Consider the following 13676-nt stretch of genomic DNA (forward strand, 5'->3'; position numbering starts at 1 on the left):
CCGCGATCGCGGCTCCGGCCCGCACGGCGCCCGTTCGGGTGTCGCACCACACCACCGACGAGCAGCAGCCTGCGTCCCGCCTGGCGGGCCCGACGGCCGCTGCCCGCGCGATCCGTACGACCACAAGGGAGAGAGAACCACGATGGAAGCACCGTTGCGTCATTGGAGGCGGCTCGCACTGGGCGCCACCGCGATCCTGGCCACCACCGCGATCGCCGCCTGCGGCGGGGACGGCGGGTCGGACTCCGGCTCATCGACCGCCGCCGGCACGAGCGCCGCCGCGAAGGGCGACGTACCCGCCTGGTGCGGGAGCAAGGACGTCAAGGTCTCGCTCTCGGACGGCAACGGCGCCGACACCTGGCGCCGGATCACGCGCAAGATCGCCGAGCTCGAAGCCGCGAAGTGCCCGAACGTGACGGGCTTCGTCTACACCGACGGCCAGGGCAACACGCAGAAGGCGATCTCCGACATCCAGGGCCTCGTCGCCCAGGGCGTCAACGCGATGGTCGTCTTCCCGGACGCGGGCAAGGCTCTGCTGCCGGCGATGCGCAGCGCGGTCAAGGCCGGCTCGACCGTGGTCCCGTACCGCTCGCCGCCGGGCGGCAAGGAGGGCACCGACTACACCGCCTACGTCGGCACCGACTCCGACCAGTACGGCGTGCTCTGGGGCGAGTGGCTGGTCAAGCTGCTGCCCAAGGGCGGCAACGTGCTCTACCTCGGCGGCCCCGCCGGCGTGCAGCAGAGCCTCGACCGGCTCAGCGGCCTCAAGAGCGTGCTCGACAAGCACCCGAGCATCAAGCTGATCGGCCAGCAGCCGTTCAACGTCACCAACTGGGACCCGGCCAAGACCCAGCAGGTCGTGACCGCGTCGCTCGCCAAGTTCCCCAAGATCGACGCGATCGCGGCCGACTACGGCGCGGCGATGGACAGCGCGCTGCCGGTCTTCAAGCAGGCCAACCGCAAGATCCCGCCGATTGCGACCGAGGACTCCAACCAGCTCGCCTGCGACTGGAAGAAGCTCAGCAAGACCAACCCGGACTTCGCGCTCTACACCAACTCGTCGCAGAACTGGATGGTCCGGACGGCGATCCAGGCGGCGATCGCGAAGGCCGCCGACGGGACCCCGCCGGCCTCGCTGAACGTCAAGAACGCGACCGCCGAGGACTCCGTCTCCGGCAAGCCCAAGGCGCCGCAGTGCGATCCGTCGCTGCCGGGCGACGCGATCCTGTCGTCCGGCCTCGACAAGGCCAATCTGACCGCGGTGTTCAAGTAATCGCATCGAGTCGCGCGGAGGGGCGGCCTCGGCCGTCCCTCCGCACCGAGGAGACCCAGTGAGCAACCGAACCACACCGGTGGACGCGATCGCCAGCCCCGGGACCGACGCACCGTCGGCCCCGTCGCTGCGGATCAGCTCCGTCAGCAAGCGCTTCGGCGCCGTCCAGGCGATCGCCGACGTCTCGCTGGAGGTGCACCCGGGCGAGATCCACGCGCTGCTCGGCGAGAACGGCGCCGGCAAGTCGACGCTGATGAACGTCGCCTCCGGCTCGATCGCCCCCGACCAGGGGACCGTCGAGATCGGGGGCGCGGTCCTGACCGCCGGCTCGCCGATCGCCGCCCAGGCCAGCGGGCTCGCGATCGTGCGCCAGCACCCGGCGCTGATGCCGGACCTGACCGTGGCCGAGAACATGGCCGTGGCGCTGCCGGCGCTGCGACTCGGCGACCGCTCCTCCCAGGAGCAGATGCGCCGTCAGCTCGACCGCGCCCGCTGCCAGGCCGACCTCGGCGATCGCGTCGAGGACCTCTCGGTCGCCCAACGGCAGCTGCTGGAGCTGGCCAAGGCGCTCGCCCAGGACCCGACCGTGCTCGTGCTCGACGAGCCGACCGCGCCGCTCGGCCGCGACGCCGCCAACGAGCTGCTGGCGCTCGTCCGGGAGCTCGCCGCCCAGGGCACGGCGATCGTCTACATCTCCCACCGGCTGCCCGAGGTCCGCGAGATCGCCGACCGGGCGACGGTGATGCGCGACGGCACCGTCCGCGCGACCGCCGGGATGGACGAGCTGACCGACGACCAGATCCTCGAGCTGATCGTCGGCCGCAGCATCGAGGCGACCTTCCCGGACAAGCGGCCGCCGAGCCTCGGCGACGAGCCCGTGCTGAGCCTGAGCGGCTTCAGCGCCCGCGGCTTCGCCGACGTCGACCTGGAGATCGCCCCGGGCGAGATCGTCGGTCTCGCCGGGATCGCCGGCAACGGCCAGGCGGACGTCCTCCGCGCGCTCGCCGGGCTCGAGCGGAGCAGCGGCGTCGTCCGTCTCAACGGTCGCGAGATCAAGCTCGGCAGCGAGCGTCGCGCGCGGGCCGCCGGGATCTCCTACCTGCCCTCCGACCGTCACGAGGAGGGCCTGATGATGACCCTCTCCGTGCGCGAGAACGCGGCGATCTCGTCGCTCTCGCGGTTCGCCCGCGGCGGCGTGATCCGTCCCGCGGCCGAGCGGCGGGCCGTGGCCGAGCAGCGCGACGAGCTGCGGATCCGGACCGACTCGCTGGAGACGCCCGTCTCCGCCCTCTCCGGCGGCAACCAGCAGAAGGTCGTGCTGGCGCGGGCGATGCTCGCCCAGCCGAAGCTGATCATCGCCGACGAGCCGACCCAGGGCGTCGACGCCGGCGCCCGGATGGAGATCTACCGGATCCTCCGCGAGGCCTCCGCCAGCGGGATCCCGGTGCTCGTCGTCTCCTCCGACAGCATCGAGCTGGAGGGGCTCTGCGACCGGATCGTGGTCTTCTCGCGCGGGCAGATCGTCCGCGAGCTGGCCGGCGACGAGGTCACCGAGGAGGCGATGGCGCGGGCGATCGTGACCGCGACCTCCGTCCGTCGCGACGACGCCGACGAGGACCACGGGCCGAGCCCGCTGGCTGCGATCCGGCGCTTCGCCAGCAGCGACTACGGCCCGGCGGCGATCCTCGTCGGCGTGATCCTGCTGCTGGGGATCTACACCTTCAACGACAACGCCCGGGTGCTGTCGTCGTTCAACATCACCTCGATGCTGACGCTGCTGTCGGTGCTGATCTTCATCAGCTTCGGCCAGCTGCTGGTGGTGATGACCGGCGGGATCGACCTCTCGGTCGGGCCGTTGGCCGGCTTCCTGGTGGTGGTCGCGTCGTTCTTCGTCGTCGACGGCAAGAGCCCGGCGGTGATGGTCGCCGGCTTCGCGCTGATGATCGTGATCGCGGCGCTGGTCGGCGCGTTCAACGGCAGCCTCGTCCGCTTCGGCGGGTTCACGCCGATCGCCGCGACCCTCGCCACCTACATCGCCCTCCAGGGGCTCTCGCAGCTGCTGCGCCCCGAGCAGGGCGGCTACATCAGCGAGGGCGTCGCCTCGGCGATCCAGACCGACGTCGGCGGGATCCCGGTCGCGTTCCTGGTCGCGGTCGCCGTCGCGCTGGCGCTCGAGTACGGGCTCCGCCGGCGCCGCTGGGGGCTGCGTCTGCGGGCCGCCGGCTCGCGCGAGGAGGCCGCCCACGCGGTCGGCGTGCCCGTCCGGCGGACGGTGATCCTGGCCTACGTCGGGGCATCCCTGATGACGTTCCTCGGGGCGGTGCTGCTGATGGCGCAGCTGGGGATCGGCGACGCCTCGCAGGGGACCTCCTACACCCTCAACTGCATCACCGCGGTGGTGCTCGGCGGCGCCAGCCTCTTCGGCGGCCGCGGGTCGTTCGTCGGGGTCCTGCTCGGGGCCTTCCTGATCCAGCAGATCACCAACGCCACGACCTTCCTGGGCCTGACCCAGGCGTGGCAGTACTGGGCCGTGGGGCTGCTCGCCCTGCTGGCCGCGGGCCTCTACACGCAGGTCCGCCGGACGCGGCGGCGGGCGTGGTGAGGCGGGAGCCGCTCGGGCGGCTCGCCGCGGCTCGGGTCGGCCGTGCCCAGGCGGGTGGTGCCTACGCGGGCCGCGCCCACGCCGGGCGTGCCTGTACGGGCCGGGACCGTTCGGGCCGGACCGGAACGCGTCACCCCGGCGCGGCCGCCCGTGAGACCTTCGACGACGAGCGTTCGCCGATCACGGCGACGGAGAGGTGAGGAACAGCATGCGCGCAGCACGATTCCACGGCGTCCGCGACATCCGGGTCGAGGAGGTCCCGGAGCCCGAAGGCGACCTGGCGCCGACCCAGGTCCTGATCGAGCCGCAGTGGTGCGGCATCTGCGGGACCGACCTGCACGAGTACCTCGCCGGTCCGATCGTGACCCCGGCGACGCCGCACCCGCTCAACGGCTCCGAGCTGCCGCAGATCATGGGCCACGAGCTGGCCGGCGACGTGCTCGCCGTCGGCAGCGACGTCGGCGACCTGCGGGTCGGCGACCGCGTCTCGGTGATGCCGCTCGCCTACTGCGGCTCGTGCGCGTTCTGCGTCCGCGGGATGAACCACCTCTGCACGCGGATGGCCTGCTTCGGCCTCAGCGACCGCTGGGGCGGCTTCGCGACCCGCGGCGTCGTCGAGCGCTACCAGGCGTGGCGGCTGCCGGACGCCGTCTCCTACGAGCAGGGCGCGCTGATCGAGCCGGCCGCGGTCGCCGCCTACGGCGCCTCGCGCGGGCGGGTCGCCCCCGGCGACCGCGTGCTGGTGACCGGCGGCGGGCCGATCGGCGCGCTCAGCGTGCTGGCGGCCTACGCCGCCGGGGCCGGCGAGGTCTACCTGGCCGAGCCGAACGCGCGCCGCCGCGAGCGGGCCGCGAACCTCGGCGCCGCCGCGATCTACGACCCGTCCGCGGAGGACGTCGTCGCCCGGCTGCAGGAGGCGACCGACGGGCTCGGCGTCGACGTCGCGCTCGAGTGCTCGGGCAGCGAGGCGGGCCTGCAGACGGCGATCGGCGCCGTCCGGACCCGCGGCACCGTCGCCCAGGTCGGCCTCCACGTCGGCCTCTCGGCGATCGACCCGATGCGGCTGGCCGAGCGCGAGATCTCGCTCGTCGGCGTCTGGGCCTACGACGTCCACGAGTGGCCGCGGATCATGGCCCAGATCGCCAGCGGCCGGTTCCCGGTCGAGAAGGTCGTCAGCGACCGGATCGGGCTCGACGAGATCGTCAGCGGCGGCTTCGAGGTCCTGACCGACCCGGCCGGCGACCAGACCAAGATCCTGGTCGCCCCGCGCTGAGCGGCACGTCCGGAGGCCGGGAAGATGGGTGAGCCCGTCGTCCCGCCGCTCCGGACCGCCACCACCGACACCACGAACGAGGAGCAGCAGATGGGAAAGCTCGACGGGAAGACCGTCCTGATCACCGGCGCCGGCCGCGGCATCGGCCGCGCGATCGCCGGCCGCGTGGCCGGTGAGGGCGCGAACGTCGTGATCGCCGACATCGACGCCGACAGCGCCCGCCAGGCCGCCGAGGAGCTGACCGCCGGCGGCGCCAGCGCCCACGGCGTCGCGGTCGACGTCACCGACCGGGCCAGCTTCCGGGCGGCGATCGCTGCGGCGGTCGAGCGCTTCGGCCGGCTCGACGTGCTCTTCAACAACGCCGGGATCTCGAAGACCGAGCGCTTCCTCGAGACCAGCGAGGAGGACTTCGACCGGATCATGGCCGTGAACGCCCGTGGCGTCCTGATCGGGACCCAGGAGGGCGCCGAGCAGTTCAAGCGCCAGGGCGGTGGGGGCAAGGTCGTCAACACCGCCTCGATCGCCGGCAAGAGCGGCTTCCCGCTGTTCGCGGCCTACTCGGCGAGCAAGTTCGCCGTGGTCGGCCTGACCCAGGCCGCCGCCAACGCGCTCGGCGCCGACGGGATCACCGTCAACGCGTTCTGCCCCGGGGTGGTGACGACCGAGCTGTGGGAGCAGCTCGACGACGAGTTCATAGCGATCGGCGAGACCCAGGAGAAGGGCGAGGCGCTCGAGGGCTTTGGCGCCGGGATCCTCCTCGGCCGGCTCTCGACGCCGGACGACATCACCGGACTGGCCCTGTTCCTGGCCTCGAGCGACTCCGACTACCTGACGGGGCAGTCGATCAACGTCGACGGGGGCATGGTCTTCCACTAGTCCGGTCACGTCTGAGGCGGCCGTATGCCGTCGCATCTCGGCCCGCGTGGGCCTCGGCAGGCCTGGCGGCCAGCTCTCGACCCACGCGAACCGACCTGCTCGGCCTACGACCACCTCAGACGCGACCGGCCCGGGATTCTGGTTCGACGAGCAGCGGGGCAGCCTGACTCCGGTCGGCGTCGCGCGGAGCGGTTCTGGGGTCAGTTCGCTTCGGCCCGCGGACCCGGGGTCATCTTGCGTCGCTATGCGGGGCTAGATGACCCCAGTTCGCGGGCGCGGTGCAAAAGGACCCCACGTCACCGCGCCTCGCGGCCAGGGTGACGATCGCGACGAGGTTCTTCCCGCGGCGCTCATGGAACCGGTCACATCGTTGATGGGCGCGGCCCATACTGGTCAGGGAGAGCTCCGTCCCGCGGCTGGGGTGGCCCCGCCGCCGCCCCGCCCCTGCCCGTCACCGGTCCAGGGCCCCCGTTTGCGTCGACCCGCGTCGATCCGCGTCGATCCGCGTCGCCCCGCGTCGCCCCGCGTCGACGCGGGGTCGGCCGACGCCCTGCCGCCCCGCCCCGGCGTCGCTGACCAGCGCCGCGGACGGGCCCGCGCCGTCCCGCTCCGCGCAGGGACGGCGTGCGGCCGCGCCGCTCAGCGCAGGAGGACGCCGCCGTTGACGTCGAGCGAGGCGCCGGTCATGTAGCGCGACTGGTCGGAGCCGAGGAAGACGATCGCGTCGGCGATGTCCTCCGGCGGACAGGCGTGCTTCAGCGGGATCTTGGCCCACTCGATGTCGCGCATCTCCTCGGCCGTGATCCCGCGGCTCTCCGCCTCCTCGCGCAGCGCTCGCCGGTGCATCTCGGTGTCGACGTTGCCGGGCGACACGCAGTTGGCGGTGATCCCGTGCTCGGCCTCCTCCTCGGCGATCGCCTGGGTGATCGCGCGGACGGCCGACTTCGAGGCGCAGTAGCCGCCGAAGTACGCGTGGCCGCTGTAGGCGAACCACGACGCGACGTTGACGATCCGGCCACCGCCCTGCGCCCGCATCTGCGGCAGCACGGCCTGCGCCATCAGCAGCGGGCCCTTGGTGTTGACCGCGAGCACCCGGTCGAACTCCTCGACCGGCAGATCAGAGATCCGGGCCGTCTTCTGGAGCACGCCGGAGACGACCGCGAGCACGTCGATCCGGCCGAACCGCTCGATGGTCGCCGCGGCGAGCGCCCGGCACTGCTCGGGCGAGGTCACGTCGCAGCGACGGGCGGCGAGCCGCTCGGCGTTGGACTCGGGGATCTCGCTGGCGACCGTGTCGATCGCGGGGTCGACGTCAGCGAGCGAGAGCGTGGCGCCCTCACGCGCGAAGGCGCGCGCGGTGGCCAGGCCGACGCCGCGGGCGGCGCCGACGATCAGCACGACCTTGCCGTCGAAGCGGCCGGGCGGGGATGCGGACATGGGTTCCTCTCCGTTGGGGCGGGGCCCCAGCCTCTCCGCTCGAGCGGCGGCGCGCAGCGTCCGAACGGAGGTATTCCCCCGCTCGGGTGGTCACGGGGCGGCCGTGGTCTCCTCAGGGGGGCGACGACCGGCCCGCGCCCGCGCCCGCCCACGACCGCGGGTGCGGCGTCGGCGGCGTCCTCAGCCGCCGGCGGCGTCGGCGTTTCGGCCGATGATGACCACGATCGCCACGGCCGGCTGGTCCCCGATCGTCCAGAGCCGGTGCGGGGTGGTCGCCTCGAAGACGATCGAGTCCCCGACGCCGAGCTCGTAGCTCTCGAAGCCGACGGTGACGCCGAGCCGGCCCTCGATCAGGACCACGTAGTCGCGGCCGCCGTGGCGCAGCAGCGCGTCCGGGGGGCACGACGCGCCACCGACGTCGTAGCGCACGTGCATGAAGCTGACGTCGACCTCCTCGGTCGGCGTCAGCCGCTCCCAGTGGACGCCGGTCGCCAGCTCGATCGTCGGCCGGTCGCCGGCGCGGAGGACGACCCCGGCATCGGTGGTGGCCGGTCGCGCGGCCGTGGCCGGCTCGTCGCCGGAGGGCGAGAAGAGCGTGTCGAGCGAGGTGTCGAGCACGCCCACCATCGCCAGCAGCGTCCCGACCGACGGGTTCGCCCGGCCATTCTCGATCATCGAGACCATGCTCGGCGAGACGCCGACCGCCGTCGCCAGCTCACGCGCGGAGAGGCCCTTGTCGACGCGCCGCGCCCGCAGGCGGGTTCCGACCTGCTCGGTCAATCCTGCTGCCGGTGTCTCCGGCGACATCTGCGGTTCGGCGGTGGAGCGTTCGCCCATCGATTGGACCCTACAGCCGTGGGGACGATCGCCGAAGTCGGCCGGCAGGCAGGTGCGGAAGCGGGAAACGGACCACGACCGTGATTCTCGCCGGCCGGGCGGACGGCCACAACCTCCGATCGGTGACGTCGGCGAACGAACAGCGAGAATCAATCTTGCTGTCGTGGCTCCCGGGATGTACAGTCACATTGAATTCAGAGCAGGAGGGGGAGTGATGCTGGAACTCAGGAGCCCGGACCGCGCCGAGCCGACGTCGGCGGCGCAGGCCGCACCGCGGCGGGTCCGCCCGGTCACCGTGCTGGTCGTGGACGCCCACCCGGTGGTCCACCTCGGCGTCGGCCTGCTGGTCGGCGCCGACGAACGCCTGCGGATCGTCGGCGCCGCGCGCAGCGGGCAGGACGGCGTCGACGGCGCGCGGCGGCTCCGGCCCGACCTCGTGCTGGTCGACCCGTCGCTGCCCGACATGCTGCTGTCCGACGCGATCCGGCGACTGCGGGCCGTTGCCCCCGGCACCCGGATCGTGCTCTTCGCCGAGCAGATCACGCCGACGCTGCGCGAGGGTGCGCGCGGTCTCGGGGCGGACGGCGTGCTCGGCAAGGACGCCAGCGCCGAGCGCTTCTCGGAGGTCCTGGCCCGCGTCGCCGCGGGCGAGTTCGTCAGCGGCCAGGGGCTCGACGAGTCGCTGCGGCGGGCGGCGACGAAGCTCCGCGGTCCGGTGCTGACGCCGCGCGAGCACGAGATCCTGCGGCGGGTGGCGCGCGGCGAGAGCAACGCCGAGATCGCCGCCGTCGTCTTCCTCGCGCCGACGACGGTCAAGTCGTACCTGCAGAGCGCGTTGCGCAAGCTCGGGGCCCGCAACCGCGTCGAGGCGGTCTTCAAGCTCGGCGAGCTGGGGCTCCTGTGACGCGCCCGACCGGTCCGGTCCTGCGGACGGCCGAGCGGCCGGCGATCTCGCTGGCGACCGGCGTCTCCTGGGAGCGCCTGACCGTCGGCGACGACCCCGAGGTCGAGTTCCTCGAGATGGTCTACGACGTCGGCGGCACCTCCTGCCGCGAAGACACGCTGATGCGACATCGCGGGCGCGAGTACCTGGTGGTGATCGAGGGACAGCTCGGGATCGACGTCGGCGGCACGGTCCACGAGCTCGCGGTTGGCGACTCGATCGTCTTCGACGCCACCGCGCCCCACCGTCTCTGGGCCGTCGGCGAGACCCCGTTGCGGGTGATCACCGCCGTGATCGGACGCTCGGGCGTGGAGCCGGCGAACGCGTCCGACTGAGCTCGTGCTCCGGCGGCGCTCGGTCGACGTCGATCCGGCCGACGGCGCCCGTGCAGCTAGAGCGCCACGAACCGCCCGTCCTGCTGGATGACCTGGCCGTCGGCGAGCAGCCGGCCGCCGTGGCGGAGGTCGCAGATCAGGTCCCAGTGGACGGCCGAGACGTTGGTGCCGCCGGTCTCCGGGTAGGAGCGGCCGATCGCGGTGTGGACGGTGCCGCCGATCTTCTCGTCGAAGAGGATCACGCCGATCGCGCGGTCGATCCCGTAGTTGGTGCCGATCCCGACCTCGCCCAGCCGGCGGGCGCCGTCGTCGGTCTCCAGCGTCTGGCCGAGGTAGTCGGCGCCCTGCTCGGCACGGTGGTCGACGACCACGCCGTCGCGGAACGTCAGCTCGACGCCCGAGACCTCGACCCCGGCCGGGGAGGAGGGGACCGTGTAGCGGATCGTGCCCGTCGCGCTGGACTCCAGCGGCCCGGTGAAGACCTCGCCCGAGGGCATGTTGCGGCGCCCGTCGCTGTTGACCCAGGTCCGGCCGCCGACCTGCAGCGTGAGGTCGGTGCCCTCGGCCACGATCCGCAGCTCCTCGACGCCGCTGAGGCGCTCGATCAGGCGGGCCTGGAACTCCCGCAGCTCGGTCCAGGCGGCGATCGGGTCGGGGCGGTCGAGGAAGGTCGCGCGGCGGACGAAGGCGGCCAGCGCGCCCAGCTCCATCCCCGCCTGCTCGGCCAGCGCCCGGGTCGGCCAGAGGGTCGTCGCCCAGCGCCGGGCCAGGGTCAGCTCGCGGGCCTCGTGGCGGCCCCGGGCGACGCGCGCGAGCCGCTCGGGATCGACGTCGGCGAGGGCCCGGGTGTCGTGCGGGGCCTGGATCGAGAGGGTCGCGTCGGCCTGGCGGGCCTCCTCCAGCTGGAGCGGGGCGATCCCGTCGAGCTGGCGGCCGCCCGCATCGCGGTAGAAGCCCTCGGTCTGGCCGGGCAGGTCGACCCGCAGCAGCGGCCAGGCGTCGCGGGCGAGGAGCGCCCGCTGGAGCTCGACCAGCAGCGGGGCCGCGAGGTCGGTCGAGCGGACCAGAACCTGCTGGCCGGGCTCGGTCTCCAGGCAATAGCCGACGAGCAGGTCGGCGAACCGGGCGGCGTCCAGCTCGGCGGCGATCAGCGCGTGGTCGGTCGGGTCGTCGGGCACGGGGAGCCTGTTCGTCGCGGGTCGGGGTGCGGCCGCAGGGCGGCCGCGGGACTACGGGGCCTGCATCTCCGGGAACCACTCGGCGAGGTGGGCCCGGAGCGCGACGCGGATCCACGCGCGCTCGGTCTGGTCGGCCACGCGGAAGCGGGCGATCAGGGCCTTCTGGCCGGTGGTCGGCACGTCGTTGACCGTCCAGCCGACGACCAGCCGCTCGAAGAGGAACTCGACGGCGCGGTGCCAGCTGTCCTCGCGCGTCATCGCGGCCTGGCCGATCTCGCCGCCGATCGTCTCGGCGTAGACCATCCGCGTCCGCGGGGTCATCGAGCAGCGCAGCTCGAGGACCATCCGGCCGTCGTCGCTGGCGACCTCGACGGTCGGCAGCTTCTCGGCCTTCGGCGGCTTGCTGTGCTTGCGTTTCTTGGCCATCGGAGCGGGGGCGACGCGTGGTTGCGGACCCCGATCGAGTCTACGGGTAACGTGGTTGGCGACATGCTGTGCGCGTACGCCCCGTCCCCGACTTCCGTCCCGCGATGAGCTACGGCCGAGCCGCCAAGGAGCTGGGCCGCGGCGAGCGCGTGATCCCGGGCGTCTCGCGACTGCGGCTGCCGCTGCCGTGGCCCGGCGTGCCGCACGGCAACGCCTGGGCGGTCGCGGCGGGCGACGGGGTCGTGCTCTTCGACACCGGCATGCACCAGCCGGGGTCGCTGGCCCACCTCGAGCGGGCGCTGGACATGGTCCACCTGCGGCTGGAGCTGGTCCGCCAGGTGGTGCTCACGCACGCGCATGTCGACCACTGCGGGCAGACGACGCCGATCGTCCTGCGCTCGGGGGCCCAGGTCTGGTGCCATCCGAACCACGGGCACCTGACCAAGTGGCTGGCCGATCCGTCCGGCTACTGGGAGCGCCGGGTCGAGATCGGCCTCCAGTCCGGCGTGCCCGAGCCGGCGGTCCGGGCAGCCTCCGAGGCGGTCCGCACGGAGGACATCGGGATCGCCGGCGGCCTCAACGTCGACCACGACCTCGTCGACGGGGTCGAGATCGCGACCGACTTCGGGCCGTTCGTGACGATCGAGACCCCGGGCCACGCGCCGTCGCACGTCTGCCTGTTCAACGCCGAGCGGCGGATGCTGATCTCCGGCGACCACCTGCTCGGCCGGGTCTCGCTGTTCTTCGACTTCGGCTACACGCCCGATCCGGTCGGGGAGTTCCTCGCCTCGCTGGAGCGGATCGAGCAGCTCGACGCGCGCCTGGTGCTGTCCGGCCACGGCCGCACGTTCACCGACGTCGAGGGCCACATCCGCGCCAACCGCGAGCTGGTCGCCGAGCGGATCGGCCTGGCCGCCGGCTGCCTCGCCGACGGCGAGCCGAAGACCGCCGCGCAGATCGTCCCGCACGTCTTCGGTACCCCGCTGACCGCTGAGAACGGCGGCTGGCTGCTGCAGGAGACGCTCTGCTTCCTGCGGCACATGGAGGTCACCGGGCAGGTGGTCAAGGTCGCCAGCGATCCGGACGCGTTCCGGCTCGCCTGACCCGGCGGCGGGATCCGACCGCCCGTAGCGGCCGGGTCGTCACGGCGATCGACCGCGGACCGCGCTGGTCGCGCCCCTGGGACCCGCCGCCTACCATTGGTGGCGATGCGCATCGACGAGATCATCGCGACGGCGACGGAGCCGAGCTTCTCCTTCGAGTTCTTCCCTCCGAAGACGGAGGAGGCCGAGGGGCGCCTGCACGAGGCCCTCGAGACCCTGCGGGAGATGCGGCCGACGTTCGTGTCGGTGACCTACGGCGCCGGCGGCAGCGGCCGCGACCGGACGATCAAGGTCGTCAAGAACCTGCGCGAGGAGCACGACCTCGAGGCGATGGCGCACTTCACCTGCGTCGGCGGCACCAAGGACGAGATCCGCTCGATCCTGGAGCAGATGCGCGACGCGGGCATCCACAACGTGCTCGCCCTGCGCGGCGACCCGCCCGGGGGCGAGGGCAAGTTCGAGCCGATCCCCGGTGGCTTCGGCTCCTCGCCCGAGCTGACCCAGCTGATCGCCGACGAGTACGAGTTCTGCGTCGGCGGCGCCGCCTACCCCGAGCCGCACCCGGACGCCCGCCACGCGGACGACGACGTCGAGACGGCCAAGGCCAAGGTCGCCGCCGGGGCGAAGTTCCTGATCACCCAGATCTTCTTCGACAACGCCGACTACTTCGCGTTCGTGCAGCGCCTGCGCGACGAGGGCGTCGACGTCCCGGTGATCCCGGGGATCCTGCCGATCACCGCGATCGGCCAGGCCCGCGGCTTCGCCAAGAAGATCGGCGCCCGGATCCCCGAGGGCCTCTCGCGCGAGCTGGACCTGCGCGAGGACGATCCCGACGCGATCAAGGACCTCGGCGTCGCCTACGCGACGCTCCAGTGCGCCGAGCTGCTGGCCGCGGGCGCTCCGGGCATCCACTTCATCACCATGAACCGGAGCCCATCGACCCGGGCGATCCTCTCCGCCCTGCGGCTGCACCGCCCGTGGGAGCGGACCGGCGCGGAGCCGGTCGCCTCCAGCGCGACGGCCTAGCCCCGAGCGGGGGACGTGGGGCCTGCCCTGTAGGCTCGGGCAGGTCTTCGTACCCCGTCGCAGGAGCAGCATCATGGTGAACTTCAACAAGTTGATGAAGACGGCGAAGGACCTCGCCGGGAAGCACAACGAGAAGCTCGACGGCGCGATCGACAAGAGCGTTGCCGCGGTCGACAAGGCCACCAAGGGCAAGTACCAGGACAAGATCGCCGACGGCGCGGAGAAGCTCAAGGGCGCCGTCGACAAGGTCGCCGACAAGGACCCGAAGGCGCGCGCGTCCGACGCCCAGCGCGACCCGGGTGCGCCGGCCGCCGACGCCCCCGTGGTCGATCCGGACGCCCCGACCGTCGACGGGCGCGAGCGCTGA

General features: G+C 72.9%; 13 protein-coding genes. 9 read left to right on the plus strand and 4 right to left on the minus strand.

Annotated elements, in window-relative coordinates:
- The first annotated feature begins 142 nt into the window (after positions 1–142).
- The 4 genes from ACVUH9_RS11625 (at position 143) to ACVUH9_RS11640 (ending at position 6024) form a co-directional block, all read left to right on the plus strand.
- Positions 143–1273 carry a substrate-binding domain-containing protein gene (locus tag ACVUH9_RS11625; protein WP_475757033.1) on the plus strand — a complete coding sequence of 377 codons (1131 nt, stop codon included), beginning with the start codon at positions 143–145 and terminating at the stop codon, positions 1271–1273.
- Between the two features lie 58 nt (positions 1274–1331).
- Entirely contained in the window at positions 1332–3875 is a 2544-nt protein-coding gene (locus ACVUH9_RS11630) for an ATP-binding cassette domain-containing protein (protein ID WP_475757035.1), read from the plus strand.
- 208 nt (positions 3876–4083) lie between these two features.
- The gene (locus tag ACVUH9_RS11635) at positions 4084–5148 is read left to right on the plus strand and encodes a 2,3-butanediol dehydrogenase (RefSeq protein WP_475757037.1); all 1065 of its coding nucleotides are present in this window, start codon (positions 4084–4086) and stop codon (positions 5146–5148) included.
- Positions 5149–5238: 90 nt separating this feature from the next.
- Positions 5239–6024 (plus strand): glucose 1-dehydrogenase, encoded by a 786-nt coding sequence (locus tag ACVUH9_RS11640; protein ID WP_475757330.1) that lies wholly within the window; start codon positions 5239–5241, stop codon positions 6022–6024.
- A gap of 639 nt (positions 6025–6663) precedes the next feature.
- On the opposite strand, the gene ACVUH9_RS11645 is transcribed toward ACVUH9_RS11640, so the two are convergent.
- Positions 6664–7461 (minus strand): SDR family NAD(P)-dependent oxidoreductase, encoded by a 798-nt coding sequence (locus tag ACVUH9_RS11645; RefSeq protein WP_475757039.1) that lies wholly within the window; start codon positions 7459–7461, stop codon positions 6664–6666.
- A 180-nt stretch (positions 7462–7641) separates the two neighbouring features.
- Positions 7642–8298, minus strand: coding sequence for a helix-turn-helix domain-containing protein (locus tag ACVUH9_RS11650; RefSeq protein WP_475757041.1), 657 nt, complete (start codon positions 8296–8298; stop codon positions 7642–7644).
- 214 nt (positions 8299–8512) lie between these two features.
- On the opposite strand from ACVUH9_RS11650, the gene ACVUH9_RS11655 reads away from it, so the two are divergent.
- Positions 8513–9202 carry a LuxR C-terminal-related transcriptional regulator gene (locus tag ACVUH9_RS11655; protein ID WP_475757043.1) on the plus strand — a complete coding sequence of 230 codons (690 nt, stop codon included), beginning with the start codon at positions 8513–8515 and terminating at the stop codon, positions 9200–9202.
- Positions 9199–9576, plus strand: coding sequence for a cupin domain-containing protein (locus ACVUH9_RS11660; RefSeq protein ID WP_475757045.1), 378 nt, complete (start codon positions 9199–9201; stop codon positions 9574–9576). The genes ACVUH9_RS11655 and ACVUH9_RS11660 overlap by 4 nt, the downstream gene beginning before the upstream one ends.
- Before the next feature lie 56 nt (positions 9577–9632).
- Here the strand turns inward: ACVUH9_RS11660 and ACVUH9_RS11665 are convergent, their stop codons facing one another.
- Complete coding sequence (locus tag ACVUH9_RS11665) at positions 9633–10754, minus strand: aminopeptidase (RefSeq protein WP_475757047.1); 1122 nt, start codon at positions 10752–10754, stop codon at positions 9633–9635.
- 51 nt (positions 10755–10805) lie between these two features.
- A complete protein-coding gene (locus ACVUH9_RS11670) occupies positions 10806–11180 on the minus strand; it encodes a hypothetical protein (RefSeq protein ID WP_475757048.1) in 375 nt (124 codons plus the stop codon).
- A 104-nt stretch (positions 11181–11284) separates the two neighbouring features.
- Here ACVUH9_RS11670 and ACVUH9_RS11675 point away from each other — a divergent pair, with 104 nt between their 5' ends.
- The 3 genes from ACVUH9_RS11675 (at position 11285) to ACVUH9_RS11685 (ending at position 13676) form a co-directional block, all read left to right on the plus strand.
- Positions 11285–12283 carry an MBL fold metallo-hydrolase gene (locus ACVUH9_RS11675; RefSeq protein WP_475757049.1) on the plus strand — a complete coding sequence of 333 codons (999 nt, stop codon included), beginning with the start codon at positions 11285–11287 and terminating at the stop codon, positions 12281–12283.
- Positions 12284–12388: 105 nt separating this feature from the next.
- The gene (metF, locus tag ACVUH9_RS11680) at positions 12389–13309 is read left to right on the plus strand and encodes a methylenetetrahydrofolate reductase [NAD(P)H] (protein ID WP_475757051.1); all 921 of its coding nucleotides are present in this window, start codon (positions 12389–12391) and stop codon (positions 13307–13309) included.
- A gap of 73 nt (positions 13310–13382) precedes the next feature.
- Entirely contained in the window at positions 13383–13676 is a 294-nt protein-coding gene (locus ACVUH9_RS11685; protein ID WP_475757053.1) for an antitoxin, read from the plus strand.

It is taken from the genome of Patulibacter ginsengiterrae (assembly GCF_056269115.1).